The 16251-nt window shown below is 61.0% G+C and carries 13 protein-coding genes; 6 read left to right on the plus strand and 7 right to left on the minus strand.

The genetic code is table 11. The annotated features are described in order from the left end of the window. Positions 1–6: 6 nt before the first annotated feature. The 3 genes from AC6GQJ_RS09880 to AC6GQJ_RS09890 all read right to left on the minus strand — a co-directional run bounded on the left by AC6GQJ_RS09880 (position 7) and on the right by AC6GQJ_RS09890 (position 3436). Positions 7–1140, minus strand: coding sequence for a murein hydrolase activator EnvC family protein (locus AC6GQJ_RS09880; RefSeq protein WP_500767730.1), 1134 nt, complete (start codon positions 1138–1140; stop codon positions 7–9). Beyond that, the gene (gene gpmI, locus AC6GQJ_RS09885; RefSeq protein WP_500767732.1) at positions 1137–2651 is read right to left on the minus strand and encodes a 2,3-bisphosphoglycerate-independent phosphoglycerate mutase; all 1515 of its coding nucleotides are present in this window, start codon (positions 2649–2651) and stop codon (positions 1137–1139) included. The genes AC6GQJ_RS09880 and gpmI overlap by 4 nt, the downstream gene beginning before the upstream one ends. 209 nt (positions 2652–2860) lie before the next feature. Then, positions 2861–3436: a Crp/Fnr family transcriptional regulator gene (locus tag AC6GQJ_RS09890; RefSeq protein WP_500767734.1), complete on the minus strand. Its 576-nt coding sequence runs from the start codon at positions 3434–3436 to the stop codon at positions 2861–2863. 78 nt (positions 3437–3514) lie between these two features. Here AC6GQJ_RS09890 and AC6GQJ_RS09895 point away from each other — a divergent pair, with 78 nt between their 5' ends. Further along, positions 3515–4072 carry a hypothetical protein gene (locus AC6GQJ_RS09895; protein WP_500767736.1) on the plus strand — a complete coding sequence of 186 codons (558 nt, stop codon included), beginning with the start codon at positions 3515–3517 and terminating at the stop codon, positions 4070–4072. A gap of 117 nt (positions 4073–4189) precedes the next feature. Here AC6GQJ_RS09895 and AC6GQJ_RS09900 read toward each other — a convergent pair whose 3' ends face one another. Beyond that, entirely contained in the window at positions 4190–7093 is a 2904-nt protein-coding gene (locus tag AC6GQJ_RS09900; RefSeq protein ID WP_500767738.1) for an error-prone DNA polymerase, read from the minus strand. A gap of 341 nt (positions 7094–7434) precedes the next feature. Here AC6GQJ_RS09900 and AC6GQJ_RS09905 point away from each other — a divergent pair, with 341 nt between their 5' ends. Then, entirely contained in the window at positions 7435–7614 is a 180-nt protein-coding gene (locus AC6GQJ_RS09905) for a zinc-finger domain-containing protein (protein ID WP_500767740.1), read from the plus strand. A gap of 135 nt (positions 7615–7749) precedes the next feature. After that, positions 7750–10545: a DNA polymerase I gene (gene polA, locus AC6GQJ_RS09910; protein ID WP_500767742.1), complete on the plus strand. Its 2796-nt coding sequence runs from the start codon at positions 7750–7752 to the stop codon at positions 10543–10545. A 42-nt stretch (positions 10546–10587) separates the two neighbouring features. On the opposite strand, the gene trhO is transcribed toward polA, so the two are convergent. Continuing rightward, complete coding sequence (gene trhO / locus AC6GQJ_RS09915; RefSeq protein ID WP_500767744.1) at positions 10588–11508, minus strand: oxygen-dependent tRNA uridine(34) hydroxylase TrhO; 921 nt, start codon at positions 11506–11508, stop codon at positions 10588–10590. Positions 11509–11595: 87 nt separating this feature from the next. On the opposite strand from trhO, the gene pncA reads away from it, so the two are divergent. After that, positions 11596–12192, plus strand: coding sequence for a bifunctional nicotinamidase/pyrazinamidase (pncA, locus tag AC6GQJ_RS09920; RefSeq protein WP_500767746.1), 597 nt, complete (start codon positions 11596–11598; stop codon positions 12190–12192). A gap of 11 nt (positions 12193–12203) precedes the next feature. On the opposite strand, the gene AC6GQJ_RS09925 is transcribed toward pncA, so the two are convergent. Beyond that, positions 12204–12821, minus strand: coding sequence for a hypothetical protein (locus AC6GQJ_RS09925; RefSeq protein WP_500767748.1), 618 nt, complete (start codon positions 12819–12821; stop codon positions 12204–12206). Positions 12822–12988: 167 nt separating this feature from the next. On the opposite strand from AC6GQJ_RS09925, the gene pncB reads away from it, so the two are divergent. Together pncB and AC6GQJ_RS09935 are read left to right on the plus strand one after the other, a co-directional pair. After that, on the plus strand, positions 12989–14281 hold the full coding sequence (pncB, locus tag AC6GQJ_RS09930) for a nicotinate phosphoribosyltransferase (protein WP_500773879.1): 1293 nt from the start codon (positions 12989–12991) through the stop codon (positions 14279–14281). A 112-nt stretch (positions 14282–14393) separates the two neighbouring features. Further along, the gene (locus tag AC6GQJ_RS09935) at positions 14394–15317 is read left to right on the plus strand and encodes a hypothetical protein (RefSeq protein ID WP_500767750.1); all 924 of its coding nucleotides are present in this window, start codon (positions 14394–14396) and stop codon (positions 15315–15317) included. On the opposite strand, the gene AC6GQJ_RS09940 is transcribed toward AC6GQJ_RS09935, so the two are convergent. Continuing rightward, positions 15289–16212 (minus strand): DMT family transporter, encoded by a 924-nt coding sequence (locus AC6GQJ_RS09940; RefSeq protein ID WP_500767752.1) that lies wholly within the window; start codon positions 16210–16212, stop codon positions 15289–15291. The genes AC6GQJ_RS09935 and AC6GQJ_RS09940 overlap by 29 nt on opposite strands. Between the last annotated feature and the right edge of the window lie 39 nt (positions 16213–16251).

Consider the following 16251-nt stretch of genomic DNA (forward strand, 5'->3'; position numbering starts at 1 on the left):
TCCTGCTTATCCATCCTTGTCAGTGCTGAACCACGTCATCGGGTCCACGGGCACGTTATCCTGTCTTACCTCTATATAGAGCGTTTCCGAGGCCGTAGCGCCACCCCCTTCACTATCAGTTGACAATGCAGAGGCCTGTCCATCGGCAGGAAGCCCGCCCATAAGGCCCAGCGGCGTATCAGCGGCAATAATTTGCCCCGTTTCACCATAGCTTACGCCCATCCCCGCCAGCACGATCAACGTCCCCGGACGCGGTTCGAGAATCGTTACCGCCCCGAAATCCAGCAACGGGCCGACATAACGCAGTGTCGCCGCCGTTGGCGCGGTCACCAGCGCACCGGGGCGGGTGGCCAGCAAGATGCCGGGCCGCACGATCCCTGCGGCGTCCGGTTCGCCTGCTTTGCGCAGGATCAGACCACGCGCGGGCATGGGCAACGTGCCGATTTCGTCCTCGATATCGGGGGGCGTCCATCCGGCATCATCCGTCACGATGTTGGCCAAGCCGCTGGAAAACGCATCCAGCGTCTCGGACGAGGCGATCAGGATCGCCTCGCGCACCGGATCGCTGGTAAACCGCTGCGGCAACTCGGTCCGGTTCGCCATCGCTTGGTTCAATTCGGCACGGGCCGCTTGCACCTCGGCCAGTCCGGTCTGCAACTGCGCCGCTGCCTGTTCCTGCAACAGGCGCAGCCCCTCGACATCGCTGAGGTCAAGGCGCAACTGTTCAGCCCGTTGGTTCAGCGCGGGCGTCAGTTCGGCCAGCAACATGCCCGCCCGCGCCGTGCCATTCGGCCCGTCAGGGTGCAGAAAGGCGGCGGGCGTTTCATTCGGCGTCAGGGTTTGCAGTACAGCGACCAGCTGCGCGATCTCGGCATCGCGCGCCTCAAGCTGGCCACGCAATTGCGCCTCGCGGATGGCCGCCCGTCGCAAACCGGCGCGCATCGCGGACAGTCCCGCCTCATAGGCCTGCACAGTGCGGGTCAGCGCCTTGACGCGGTCGCGGGCACTTTCGGCCTCGGCCATCTGCGCCGAAGCGGTGGACAGCAGGTCACCGGCCGCACGGGCCAATGCGCCCGCATCCTCTTGCGCGGCAAGCGGGCCGCACAGCGCACAAAGGGCTAGGGCCGCAAGACGTTTCATGCAATCAGGCTTTTTCCGGTCATCTCTTCAGGCTGGTCCAGCCCCATCAGCGCCAGAACCGTTGGCGCAAGATCGGCCAAACGGCCGGAATTCAGGGTCACGTCCCCTGCCCCGACCACAGCCACCGGCACCAGATTGGTTGTGTGCGCCGTATGCGGCGCGCCGGTGTCGGGGTCGATCATGGTTTCGCAGTTGCCGTGATCGGCTGTCACAATCATCGCACCGCCCGCCGCCTCAAGCACCGGCAGCACGCGCGCCAGCCCCTGATCCACCGAGGCGCAGGCCGCAATCGCCGCGTCCAGATCGCCCGTATGCCCGACCATGTCGGGGTTGGCGTAGTTCACCACGATCAGGTCATAACCCGCCTCGATTGCCTCGATGAACTTGTCCGTCACCTCGACCGAGGACATGGCAGGCTGCATGTCATAGGTCGCCACATTCGGCGATTTCGGCATGGCGCGGTCTTCACCTTTTTCGGGCTGTTCCTCACCGCCGTTCAGGAAAAAGGTGACGTGGGGATATTTCTCGGTCTCGGCCAGCCGGAACTGGCGCAAGCCCGCCCGTGCCACCCAAGCGCCCAGCGTATTCTCGATCTCGGGCTTGGGATAAACCGTGGTCATATAGGCAGCGTGTGCCACGGAATAATCCGCCATCCCGATCAGGCCGGACCAGTCGGGGCGCCCGTCAACGTCAAAGGCGTCAAAGGTCGGATCGCCAATGGCGGCCATGATTTCGCGTGCACGGTCGGCACGGAAGTTCAGGCAGAACAGCCCGTCGCCGTCCCGTGCGCCCTTGTACCCGTCCATCACCGTGGCAGGGATAAATTCGTCGGTCTTGTCGTTGGCATAGGCGGCGTTGATCGTCGCTTCGGCGCTTTCCTTGATCTGGCCCTTTGCCCGCACCATCGCGGCAAAGGCGGTTTCGACACGGTCCCAGCGGTTGTCGCGGTCCATCGCGAAATAGCGCCCTGTCACGGTCACGATCCGCGCGCCCTTGGGCAGTTCCGAAGACAGCGTTTCAAGGTAGTTCAGCGCGGATTTCGGGGCGACATCGCGCCCGTCCGTGATCGCGTGGATCAGCACATCAAGCCCCGCATCCGCGCAGGCCTTCGCCGCCGCGATCAGGTGGGTGATGTGACCGTGCACGCCGCCATCGGACATCACGCCCATCAGGTGCGCGCGCCCGCCTGCGGCCTTGATCCCGTCGATCCACGTGGTCAGGCGCTCATTGTGGAAAAAGCTGCCATCCTCAATCGCCAGATCAATCTGGCCAAGGTCCATGGCCACCACGCGGCCCGCACCGATATTGGTATGGCCGACCTCGGAATTGCCCATCTGCCCGCGGGGCAGACCCACATCGGGGCCATGGGTGATCAGCGTCGCATTGGGGCAGGTTGCCATGATGTGATCAAAGGTGGGGGTATCGGCAAGCGCAGGGGCATTGCCGGTCTTTTCCTCGCGCAGGCCCCATCCATCAAGGATACACAAAACAACGGGTTTGGGATGTGCCATCTCGTTAGCGACCTTTGATTGTGAATTGCCCTTGCGTTCTAACGCGCATGAACGGCCTTGGAAAGAACGCTTGCCAAATGCCGCCGCACCCTAGCTCAGGCCCCTGACAAATCTGTGCTGGGATAAGCTGACTTATGCTGGTGCGTCTGACTCCGCGTAGGCTGAAGCGCGGCATCACAAAGGCTGTGACCTGTCCGAAGGTCAGCGTCCTATCGATTTTTATCGGAAGCCCGCAAGCGACTCAGCGTGACAGGAGTGACCCCCAAAAAGGACGCAATCAGCGTATGTGGAAAGATGTCCTCATAGCTTGGGAATTCTTTGCGAAACCAAGCAAGCCGTTCAGCCCCACCAAGTGCAGCGAGGCACCACTCGCGATCCACCTTCCGGCCTAACGTTTCCCGCAGGATACCATTGGCCCAATTTCGAACGGGTTCAGACGCAATCATCCTGTTTGAAAGTGCATCACTTTCGATCCGTGCCAGCCGCGCGTCGGTCGTTGCCACGATGGATACAAGCGATAGCCCGTTGCGCGTTCTTGCTATGTTTGGCGTAACAACACACGGGCCCACATAGAACCCGACGCAAACTTCTTTGCCGTCTTGGTCGCAGATACTACTCGTCAAACACCCCGCCAAAAGAATGAATTCATCTGTTTGAGGGTATTCCTGCAACGTCAGGTGTGCGCCCTTATCCAAACGGATCTGCTTCCAAGCAGACGCGAATTCGTCGGCGTTGGCCCAGTCCAACAGGTCAGGTGACTGCGTTAGAAACGTCCGTAGATCCATCTTGGCGTCCCTTATCAAATGATAATGCAGGTGAATGCGTCACAGGTCATGTGTGGCACGGATCAAGGAGTTTACAAAATGACGAAACGAATTCTGTCAAATCATGCTGGATGTATCGCGGTTGGTTCAGGAGTGATCACTGCATCTCTCTATTTGCTGATGGTAACTGTCACGCTTGCTCATATCCAAGCGATTTCGGGACAGGCCCCCTTCGACATGCGCCCGTTCGGTTATGGCCCGACAGAGGCCGCCACGCTTCTAAACTCCTTAGGTGCGCAGGGACGCGCGTATTACCTTAGTCGCCAGATCACGTTGGACACGGTCTATCCGGCAATGCTCGCGCTCACCTTGATTTCGACGATCCTCTGGTTCGGGAAACGCATGCCAAACAGAAGGCTTATCCAGCTTGGCATTACCCTTTCGACTGGCAGCGCTTTGTTCGACTACGCAGAAAACCTTGGCGTTCTGGCCATGATCCGAAGCTGGCCCGAGGTTTCTGCCCCACTGGTATACGCCGTGAGCACAGCCACAATCCTCAAGTCCATTGCAACAACCTTGGCGGTGATGCTCGTTCTTCTCATAGGATTTAACTGGGCGCGGCGATCCCAAAGCAGACCTTCGCTCATCGCACGGTAACGTCAGTTCCCCGCCCCACGCGTTCGCGAACCTTATGACCGGATGTTGCTTCCCGCTTCATCAGGATTCTTCCGCGTAAAGCGCACCTTTGAAAATCAGGCGGCTTGTCCGCTGTGATCAGATGCTCCCACCTGTCGGGGTAAGGATGTGGCGCAACAACCCCACCGGATGGGCGCGCAGCGTCAGGCGTGTCGACACGAAATCCTCGACCACCTGTTCGCCCAAGCTCATCTCGGGCAAGAGGGCGGCGGGTTCGTCCACCACCTCGCCATCAATGTCGCGGGCAAACAGCGGCAGGGCCGGTCCCGGAGCCAGTGCCTTGGCCTCCCACAACGCTTCGCGGCGGCTGATGTTGAGGCTGTTGAACGCGTCCGCTTCGGACAGGCGGACCAGCACGGGCGGCCCCAGCCCCGCACGCCGCCACACATCGCGCACCGACTGGTAGCCGTTGCCACGGGCCGACGCGATCCATGTGGCATCTTCCTCGCTTAGTCCCTTGATTTGGCGGAACCCCAGCCGCAGGGCCAGCCCGCCGCGCCCGTCAGGCTCCATCACATTGTCCCAGAAGCTGGCATTGATGCAGATCGGACGCACCGTGACCCCGTGTTCGCGCGCGTCCCGCACGATCTGGGCAGGGGCGTAGAACCCCATGGGTTGGGAATTCAGCAAGGCGCAGGCAAAGATGCCCGGATAGTGGCATTTCAGCCAGCTTGAGGCATAGACCAGCAACGCAAAACTGGCCGCGTGGCTTTCGGGAAAGCCGTAGGAGCCAAAGCCCTCAATCTGGGAAAAGCACCGTTCGGCAAATTCGTCGTCATAGCCGTTTTCACGCATCCCGCGCAGGAACAGGGCGCGAAAGGCGCTGACGCTTCCATGCTTCTTGAACGTCGCCAGCGCGCGGCGCAGCCGGTCCGCCTGATCGGGGGTAAAGTTCGCGCCAACCATCGCGATCTGCATGGCCTGTTCCTGAAAAAGCGGCACGCCCAGCGTCTTGCCCAGCACCGCACCCAACGCGTCGGATGGAAAGCTGACCTCCTCCTCTCCGTTGCGGCGGCGGATATAGGGGTGGACCATGTCGCCCTGAATGGGACCAGGCCGGATGATCGCCACCTCGATCACCAGATCATAGAAGTTGCGCGGCCGCATGCGCGGCAGAAAGTTCATCTGCGCACGGCTTTCCACCTGAAAGACGCCGATACTGTCGGCAGCGCACAACATGTCATAGACGCGCGGGTCTTCGGGGGGCAGCGTGGCAAGGGTGTAATCGCGCTGGTGGTGCATGCGCAAAAGGTCGAACGCCTTGCGGATGCAGGTCAGCATGCCAAGGGACAGCACGTCGATCTTGAGAATGCCCAGACTGTCGATGTCGTCCTTGTCCCAGCAGATGACGGTGCGGTCCTCCATCGTGGCGTTTTCAATGGGCACCAGTTCGTCAAGCCGCCCCTCGGTGATGATAAAGCCGCCGACGTGCTGGGACAGGTGGCGGGGAAAGCCGTTGATCTCGTGCACCAGTTCGATGGTCTGGCGCAGGCGCTTGTCGCGGAAATCGAGGCCGATCTCGGCCATCCGCTCGGCCTCGACCCCTTTGGTAGAAAAGAAGCCCCACAGCTGCGAGGACAGCGCCGAAATCGTGTCTTCGGACAGGCCCATGGCGCGGCCCACCTCGCGGATGGCGCGCTTGCCACGGTAATGCACCACCGTGGCGCACAGGCCCGCGCGGTGGCGACCATAGGTTTCATAGATGTGCTGGATCACTTCCTCACGCCGTTCATGTTCGAAATCGACGTCGATATCAGGCGGCTCGTCGCGGGCCTCGGACACGAAGCGTTCAAACACCATCGTGCCCATTTCGGGACTGACCGAGGTGACCCCAAGGCAGTAGCAGACCACCGAATTGGCCGCCGATCCGCGCCCTTGGCACAGGATGCCACGGCTGCGTGCAAAGTGGACAATGTCGCGCACAGTCAGGAAGTAGGGTTCGTATTTCAGCTTGCCGATCAGGGTCAGTTCATGGCGCAACAGGCGCTGTGCCTTTTCCGGCGCGCCTGCGGGGTAACGCCATTTCAGCCCCTCGTAGGCCAGCCGCTCAAGCCGCTGTGCGGGGGTCTCATCGCCGGTGATTTCGGACGGGTATTCATAGCGCAACTGGTCGAGCGAGAAGTCGATGCTATCGGCCAGTGCGCCGGTGCGGTGCACCGCGTCTTCGTGGCCTGCGAACAGCCGCAGCATGTCCGCGCGGCTGCGCAACCGCCCCTCGCCGTTGGCAAGGGCCGCGCGGCCCAGCGTATCGACACGGGTTTTCAGGCGCACCGCACTGACCACATCCGCCAGCTTGCGCCGCGCCCCGTGATGCATGCGCGGCGCCCCCGAGGCCAGCGTCGGCAGGCCAAGCGCACGCGCCTGATCCGCCAGCTGGTCAAAACGCGCCCGATCCCGCCCGTCATAACGCGGCGTCAGCAAGATATGGAGTTTCCCGTCAAAGCGGCGCGTCAGCCGTTGCGCTGTTTGTTGCCACCCGACCGCGCCGCGCTGCCCCGTTGGCGCTTGTGGCCAGAGCAGAAGGTGAAGGTCGTCGCCAAAAGCCTCAAGATCATCGAGTTGCAGGTCGCAGTGTCCCTTCTGCGCCCTGAGCCGCCCGCGCGAGAGAATCCGGCACAGGCCCCGCCACCCGTTGCGGTTTTGCGGCACAACCGTGATGGGCGGGGCATCGGTAAAGATCAGCCGCGCCGCAGGAATCAGGCGCGGGGCCGTGGTGATGGAGGCACCGGATGCAGGCGGGATATGCGCAGGCTGTGGCGGGCCAACCAGCCCCGTTTTAGTATCAAAGTCGCGCCGTTCGCGGATGCAACGCGCGATGGCCTTGGCCTGCGTATGCGCTCGCACGATCCCCGCCACCGAATTGTCATCGGCAATGGCCAGCGCTTCCATCCCCGTCAGGGCGGCGCGCTCCATATATTCCTCGGGGTGCGAGGCACCGGTGAGGAAGGTGAAGTTGGATGTGGCAGAGAGTTCGACAAACATGAATGTGGCAGATTCGGCTGTGGCAGAGCTTTAGCATATTCACGTTTTGTTCTTTTTTGAACAGCGCATGTCAGAAGGCGACGGCGGGTTCTGTTTTCGAGGTGTTTTGTATGGGGGGCGCTGCCCCCGGCCTGCGGCCTCCCCCGGGATTTTTTGGAACAGAGAAGGGGGATGGGGACGCGTTCGGTTGCGAGGTCTTTGGACTGTTGGTCGGGTTTGTGACTTTGGGTCGTTTCGGGATCGCGGAGGAGGGGGAATTGGAGCGACTAAGGCCTTGTCTGCCTTGCGGCCTTGTTCCATAAACCGGAAGCACATCTCGCTTCTTTGCAAGGATCACAGCCATGACCATCGACGCCCCCGAGACCAAATATGTCGCGACCCGCCGTTTGGCCTGTGATGGCAGCGAAGGTGCGTTGGGGCATCCGCGTGTGTGGCTGCAAATCCCCGAGGATACCGGCTGGGTCGAGTGCCCCTATTGCGATTGCAAATATGTCTATGGCGCGCCCGAGGCGGACGCCTGAGCCGACGCGCGCGATTTGAAGCACGGCTGAGGATGCGGATCAGCCAATCGGCATCACAAGAAAACTTTTCAACGCCGCTGGCAGGACATTGCGGATCGTGGCAATACCTTTCGAACACATCGAGGGGTAAATCGCATGACGCAAACATTCGGCAAAGGCTGTCACCTGCATCTTATTGACGGGTCCGCGTTCATTTTTCGCGCCTATCACGCCCTGCCGCCCCTTACCCGCAAGTCCGACGGCCTGCCCATTGGCGCGGTCAGCGGATTTTGCAACATGCTGTACAAATATGTCGAGGGAAACACAGGCCCCGATGCCCCGACCCATGTGGCCGTGATCTTTGACAAAGGCAGCCACACGTTTCGCAACGAGATGTATGACAAGTACAAGGCCAACCGCGAGGCGATGCCCGAGGACCTGCGCCCGCAGATCCCGCTGACCCGTGCCGCGACCGAGGCGTTCAACATCGCGTGCAAGGAAAAGGAAGGCTTTGAGGCCGACGACATCATTGCGACCCTTGCCGTGCAGGCGCGCGCCGCTGGCGGGCGTTGTACCATCATCAGCTCGGACAAGGATCTGATGCAGCTGGTAGGCGACGGTGTCGAAATGCTGGACGCGATGAAGAACAAACGCATCGACCGCGAAGGGGTGTTCGAAAAATTCGGCGTCTATCCCGACCGTGTGGTCGATGTGCAGGCGCTGGCGGGTGACAGCGTCGACAACGTGCCCGGTGCGCCGGGGATCGGGATCAAAACGGCGGCCCTGTTGATCAACGAATATGGCGATCTTGATGCCTTGCTGGACCGTGCCGAAGAGATCAAGCAGCCCAAGCGCCGCCAGACCCTGATCGACCATGCCGACCAGATCAGGCTGTCGCGCAAGCTGGTGCTACTCGACGAGAACACGCCGCTTGATTTCACGCTGGACGATCTGGAGGTACGCGACCCGCACCCCGACCAGTTGATGCCCTTCCTTGCGGAGATGGAATTCCGCACATTGACCAAGCGTGTCGCCGACCAGTTCAATGTCGAAGCGCCCGAGATCAAGGAACCCACCGCCCCTGCCGCCAACGACGCGCCCGAGGCACCCGATTTCGACGACGCGACCTATGAACAGGTCAGCGATGCCGCCGCGTTGCAAACATGGATCGACCTGATTTACGAGCGTGGCTATGTCGCGGTGGACACAGAAACCACAGGCCTGAACGAAATGACCGCCGACCTTGTCGGGATATCGCTGGCTGTGAACGCGGGGCATGCGTGTTACATCCCGCTGATCCATAAACAGGGCGGTGATGACCTCTTCGGTTCGGACGCGCTGTCGGACGGGCAGATGCCGCTTGAGACTGCGCTCGAGATGCTCAAACCCGTGCTGGAGGATGAGAGCATCCTCAAGATCGGGCAGAACATGAAATACGATGCCAAGATCTTTGCCCAGATCGGCATCACGGTCGCGCCTATTGATGACACGATGCTGATGTCCTATGCGATGCATGGCGGCCTGCACGGGCACGGGATGGACACGCTGTCTGAACGCTATCTTGGGCACACGCCGATCCCGATCAAGCCGCTGCTCGGATCCGGCAAATCCGCCAAGACATTCGATCAGGTGCCGATCGAGGACGCGGTGAAATATGCCGCCGAAGATGCCGATATTACACTGCGCCTGTGGCAACAGTTCAAGCCGCAATTGCATCGCGCCCAAGTCACCAAAGTCTATGAAACGCTGGAACGCCCCCTTGTGCCGGTTCTGGCCGCGATGGAGCGGTCGGGCATCAAGGTGGACCGCGATACGCTGTCGCGCATGTCCAACGCTTTTGCCCAGAAGATGGCGGGGCTTGAGGATGAAATTTATGAACTGGCGGGGCGTAAGTTCAACGTGGGCAGCCCCAAGCAACTGGGTGAGATCCTGTTTGACGAGATGGGGATCGAGGGCGGCAAGAAGGGCAAGACCGGTGCCTATGCCACGGGGGCCGATGTGCTTGAGGATCTGGCGACCGAGCATGAATTGCCCGCACGCGTGCTGGACTGGCGGCAGTTGTCGAAGTTGAAATCGACCTACACCGACGCGCTTCAGGATCACATCAACGTCGACACAGGGCGCGTGCATACGTCTTACTCCATTGCGGGCGCGTCCACGGGGCGGCTGGCGTCGACCGATCCGAACCTGCAAAACATTCCGATCCGCAGCGAGGAAGGCCGCCGTATCCGCGAGGCGTTCGTCGCCGAGGCGGGCAAAACGCTGGTTGCGCTCGATTACAGCCAGATCGAATTGCGTATTCTGGCCCATATCGCGGACATCCCAGAACTAAAGCAGGCATTCGCGGACGGCATCGACATTCACGCGCTGACAGCATCGGAAATGTTCGATGTACCGCTGGACGAGATGACGCCGGATGTGCGCCGTCAGGCCAAGGCGATCAACTTTGGTGTGATCTATGGCATCTCGGGCTTTGGGCTGGCGCGCAACCTGCGCATTCCACGGGCCGAGGCGCAGGGGTTCATCGACCGCTATTTCGAACGCTTTCCTGGCATCCGGACATACATGGACGACACTAAGGCATTCGCGAAAGAACACGGCTATGTGCAGACCCTGTTCGGGCGGCGTATCCACACGCCCGAGATCGCATCCAAAGGGCCGCGTGCGGGGTTTGCCGCACGGGCCGCGATCAACGCGCCGATCCAAGGGACTGCCGCTGACGTGATCCGCCGTGCGATGATCCGCATGCCGGACGCGATCAAGGATTTGCCCGCGACGATGCTGTTGCAGGTGCACGATGAACTGTTGTTCGAGGTCGAAGATGGAGCGGTGGACGATCTGATCGACGTGGCGCGCAAAGTGATGGAAGGGGCCGCAGACCCTGTGGTGCATCTGGACGTCAAACTGACCGTCGATGCAGGCAGCGGGCAAAACTGGGCCGAAGCACACTAACAAACGACAGGCGGGGCCAAGCGGCCCCACCGCCATAGCGGCTTACTTGTCGGGCAGCATACGTCCGGTCAGGTGGTCTGTGCCGCGTTCGCGGGCCAATGCCACCTGTTTCTGACGCTCGCGAAAGCGCGCTTTGTCGTCATCGCTCGTCTCGTTCACGCAGTGATGGCACGACACGCCCTGTTCATATTCAGGGCGGTTGCGATCTTCGGGGAGGATCGGACGGCGGCAGGCATGGCATAGCAGGTGCGGGCCGACCTCAAGCCCGTGACCGACGCTGACGCGCCCGTCAAAGACAAAGCATTCGCCCTGCCATGTGCTGTCGGCGGCTGGCACTTCCTCAAGGTATTTCAGGATACCACCCTTGAGGTGGAACACATCCTCGACCCCTTGGCCCAACAGATAGTTCGTCGACTTTTCGCAGCGGATGCCGCCAGTGCAGAACATCGCCACTTTCTTGTTGTGGAAACGATGCTTGTTTTCCTCCCACCACGCGGGGAACTCGCCAAAGCTGGCGGTTTGCGGGTCGATGGCGCCGTCAAAGGTGCCAATCGCAACCTCATAGTCATTGCGGGTGTCGATCACGGCCACATCCTCACGCCGGATCAGGTCGTTCCAGTCGGCGGCGTCCACGTAGTGACCAGTGCGCGCGGCGGGGTCCACATCGGGCTGGCCCATCGTCACGATCTCGCGCTTGAGGCGGACCTTCATCTTGCCGAACGGCGGCGTCTGGCTGTGGCTTTCCTTCCATTCCAGACCGCTGCATCCGGGCAAGGCGCGGATATGGGCGAGCACCGCGTCAATGCCGGCGCGTGGTCCCGCGATGGTGCCGTTGATCCCCTCGGGCGCAAGCAGCAGCGAACCCCGCACGTCATGGGCGACACACAGGTCCAGCAGCGGCGGCTTGATCGCCGCAGGATCAGCAAAGCGGGTGAAATGATATAAGGCAGCAATAGTAAACATGGCAGGGAAATAGGCGATGGCACAGGCCTTGTGCAAGGGGTCGCACGAATGCGAAAAAGGCGTGACCCAACTGAAAGGCCCACCGCCATGACCCATGCCCTGATCGTGATCGACGTCCAGAACGATTTCTGCCCCAACGGCGCGCTGGCCGTACCGGACGGGGATTCCATTGTGAAGGGCATCAATGACCTGATGGATGACGTCGATGCGGTGATCCTGACGCAGGACTGGCATCCGGCGGGCCATTCGTCCTTTGCGTCAAGCCATGCGGGGCGCGCGCCTTACGAGGTGATCGACATGCCCTATGGCGCGCAGGTGCTGTGGCCCGACCATTGCATTCAGGGCACAGAGGGCGCTGCCTTCCATCCCGACCTGAACGTGGACCGCGCCGACATGATCGTGCGCAAGGGCTACCGCCCCGACATCGACAGCTATTCCGCCCTGTTCGAGAACGACCACACAACCCCCACGGGGCTGGAGGGATATCTTCGCACGCGCGGCATCACGCAGCTGACCCTTGTCGGGCTGGCGCTGGATTTCTGCGTGAACTTTTCGGCGGTGGATGCGGCCAAGCTCGGCTTTGACGTCACCGTGCGCACGGACCTGTGCCGCGCCATTGATCTGGACGGATCGCTGGCCGCAGCGCGGGACGGGATGCAGGCCGCGGGTGTCACCCTGACCTGAGCCCCTACAACTTAGGCCGGTTTCAGGCGGTTTGCCTCTTTCACCAGTTCGGTTACGATCTTGCCCTCGGCCTTTAACAGGGCCGCGTATTTCTTGAGCTGGGTACGCACCAGTTTGACCATCTTGGCCAAAGGCGACACCTGCGTCATCCAGCGGAACACCATCTGCAGGACAATGCGCATGCTGTCGATCACGTAAAGCGCGCGTTCGACCGGATTGATATAGGCCAGCGACCGCAGCACCAGCGACACAAATATGCGGTAAAGCTTGGCAAGGCGGGCCACCATCGCCTTGACCGCCTTGAACACCTTACTCGGATTGTTGAGGCCGCTTTTGATCGTCTTGAGAATGCGCGTGGACAGCTTCAGCGCCTCGATCAACTGCTTTTCGGCAAACAGAATTACGTTGATCAGATTGGACCCCATGCGCAGCACTTGATCCACCGCAGCCTTGCCCACGGCAAGGGCCAGTTCCTTGGCCGATTTGCGCACATTGGCCGCAAAAGCGAGATAGGCGTTCACCACCGCCCTGATCTTGACCATCACTTTGCGCTGGAACTCTATCAATCGAGTGCGGATCTTGATGACCTTAGTCTGGATCGGGATCAGCGGGTTTTCTGCGTCAGCCATGATTTTACCTTTCAAATATTTGAGTTAAAAAAAGCGTTTGGAAAAATTCTGCAGGAAAAATGGCACGTGGCGACCGTTTCGCCAAGTATTTTGAAACGCGGCGCACCCTTGCCCCTTGTCGGGTGACTTGGCACAACGGGCTGACACCGAAACAGGACTTGCCCCTCATGGTCGATATTGCCACCCGCGTCTGGAACCACAAATGGAAGATCGACCCAATTGTTCGGTCCCTGATCGACACGGACTTTTACAAGCTGCTTATGTGCCAGTCGGTGTTTCGCAACAAACCCGATACACAGGTCACCTTTAGCCTGATCAACCGGTCCAAACATGTGCCACTGGCGCATCTGATCGACGAGGGCGAGTTGCGCGAGCAACTGGACCATATCCGGTCCCTGTCGCTGAGCCGTGGGGAAAGCACATGGATGCGCGGCAACACGTTCTATGGCAAACGCCAGATGTTCACGCCCGAATTCATGGACTGGTTCGAGGCGCTGCGCCTGCCGCCCTATCATCTGGAACGGCGCGGCGACCAGTACGAGCTGACGTTCGAAGGGTCGTGGCCCGAGGTGATGCTGTGGGAAATCCCCGCCCTTGCGGTGCTGATGGAACTGCGCGGACGGGCCGTTCTGAACGACATGGGGCGGTTTGAATTGCAGGTGCTTTATGCCCGCGCGATGACCAAGCTGTGGGAAAAGATCGAAGTGTTGCGCGGCCATGAAGGAATGCGCGTCGCCGATTTCGGCACCCGCCGCCGTCACAGTTTCCTGTGGCAGGACTGGTGTGTGCAGGCGATGGGCGAAGGGCTGGCAGGGGCTTTTGCGGGCACTTCGAACTGTCTGATCGCCAAGAACCGCGATCTGGAGGCGATTGGCACCAACGCGCATGAATTGCCCATGGTCTATTCCGCACTGGCGCAGGACGATGCGGCGCTGGCCCGTGCCCCCTATGACGTGTTGCAGGACTGGCAGGACGAACATGACGGCAACCTGCGCGTGATCCTGCCCGATACTTATGGCACCGAAGGGTTCCTTTCCCGTGCGCCCGACTGGCTGGCCGGTTGGACCGGCATCCGCATCGACAGCGGCGACCCCGCACGTGCGGCGGAAACGGCGATCAAATGGTGGAAAGAACGCGGCGAAGACCCGCGTGACAAGCTGGTTATCTTCTCGGACGGGCTGGATGCGGAAAAAATCCTTGAACTGCACAAGACATTCCACGGACGGGTGCGCGTGTCGTTCGGCTGGGGCACCATGCTGACCAACGACTTCAAAGGGCTGACACCCGATGATCGTCTGGCGCCTTTCTCCCTTGTCTGCAAAGCGGTCAGCGCGAATGGCCAACCCACGGTCAAGCTGTCGGACAACCCGAACAAAGCCATGGGCCCCGCCAGCGAAATCGAACGCTACAAGCGCGTTTTCGGTGTCGGATCCCAGACCGCGCAGCCTGTTGTAGTTTAAACACAGTCGGGCGATTGTATTCAAATTGTGGACAATCGCCCAATTCTGACCACATTTGCCGCCTAGCCCTCGCCCCATACAAAAAAACGAACGCTACGGGCAGGGCAATTTTATGCGTTATTCATTTTCCATTCCGACCATTTGTATTTCGGCACTTCTGGCAGGCTGCGGCACCATCGGACAAGAAGCGACGCGATCAAATGTCGATGCGCTTGGCTTTACCCAAAGCGCGCAATCCTCGCCCGTTGAAGATCAGGCGCGCATGTTGAACCAGATGGCGGACCAGTTGGTGCGCCGCGCCACGGTGAAGGGCGCCCTTACGGGGGCGGCAATTGGCTGTGGTCTGGTCGTTGTGTCCGCCAGCAATGCCAAGAACTGTGTCGCAGGGGCCGCTGCGGGCGGCGCTGTTGGTGCACTCGTCGGCAACGCACGCGGCCAGCGCGAAGTTGCTAACCGTGTCGAGTTGCTGTCGGCCAACGAACTGGTGCGCAGCTTGCGCGGTATGAACAATCAGGTGTCGGTGCTTCAGGTCAGCCTGCCGGAACTGCTGGCCGAACAGGACGCGGAACTGCGTGACCTCAGAACCCGCCGCGAGATCGGCGCGATTAGCGCAAAAGAATATGATGCCGGTGTCGAGCGTATTCGCCAAAGCCGTGCGCGCATTGCGGAATCGCTGACACTGACCTCGCAGCAGGCCAAGGTGGCCAAGGCAAACATCGAACAGGCGTCCCTGCAGGGCCAAACGGGCCTCGACTGGCACCTTGTCGCCACCGCGAAACTGGCGCGCGAAGTGCATTCCGCACGCTCCAGCATTTCGCTGCTGGACATGCCCTTGGCCTCTGCGCCCGCGCCGCAATCTGCCGCGCAGCCCGTCCAGACCACCGCAGAAACCGTTGGCGAACCGTGGACGGCCCTGCCCGTCTCTGCACAGCCCATCGGTGATCCGGTGGTTATGGCCTCGGTCCAGCCGATGCCGGCCAAGCGTTCCACAGGCAAGCCGATTGAGCTTACTCCCGGACCGGGGGCGATGCGCTAAGCCGCCTGCGGCTGCGTTCGCGCCAGATGATCAGCAACCCGCCTGCGGCAATCAGGAACGCGCCTGGAAACAGGGCATCCCACGGGGTTTCGTCAAAGAACAGCCAGCCGAGCACAAAGGCCAGCGGGATGCCGAAATAGCTGAACGGGGCCAGATTGCTTTGTTCGGTCATGCGGTAACTGACCACCAGCAACAGCACTGCCGTGCCGCCAAACCCGCCCAAGGCCGCGATCCACGCCATGTCCGTCACGCTTTGGATCGGGGTGAACCCGCCGAACATCAGCGCAAGCACCCCCGCCCCGACCATCGACGCGGCCGAGGAATAGAGGTTGACCAGCGCACTGGGTACGTCATCGTCAATCATCCGCGCCGTCACCCCCACCAGCGCATAGCAAGCCGCCGCCCCCAGCGGCAGTAACGCGACCACGGCGAACCCGTCCGCCCCCGGCTGCATGACAAACAGAACCCCCACGAAACCGATCACCACTGCCAGCCAACGCAATGGGCCGACCCGTTCGCCAAGCAGCGGATAGGCAAGCGCGGTCATGAACAGCGCGTTGGCATAGGTGATCGTCGATGCGGTCGCAAAATCCATCAGCCCGAGTGACATGTAGAAACACAACTGCGCCACTGTCACGATTGCGCCCCGTCCCAAGGCCAGCTTCCACTGACGCATCCGAAATCCGCTCCGCCATTGACGTGACAGGTACAGCGCGATCACCGCAGGGCCGATCCCGAACAGGTTGCGCCATGCCGAAAGTTCAGCCGCGGAATAGGTAGAAGAGAGGTGTTTAATCACCAGCCCCATCGCATCAAAGAGAACCAGGGCCAAAAGGCTGAGAAGGATGGCCAATCCCGTGCGGTCAGTGGGGCGCAAAGCGTGTTTTCCAGTCATATATCAGGGCCGGATGCCGTGCCCCGCGACGGGCTGCGC

The sequence above is a fragment of the Tateyamaria sp. 7Alg 36 genome (genome assembly GCF_059882455.1).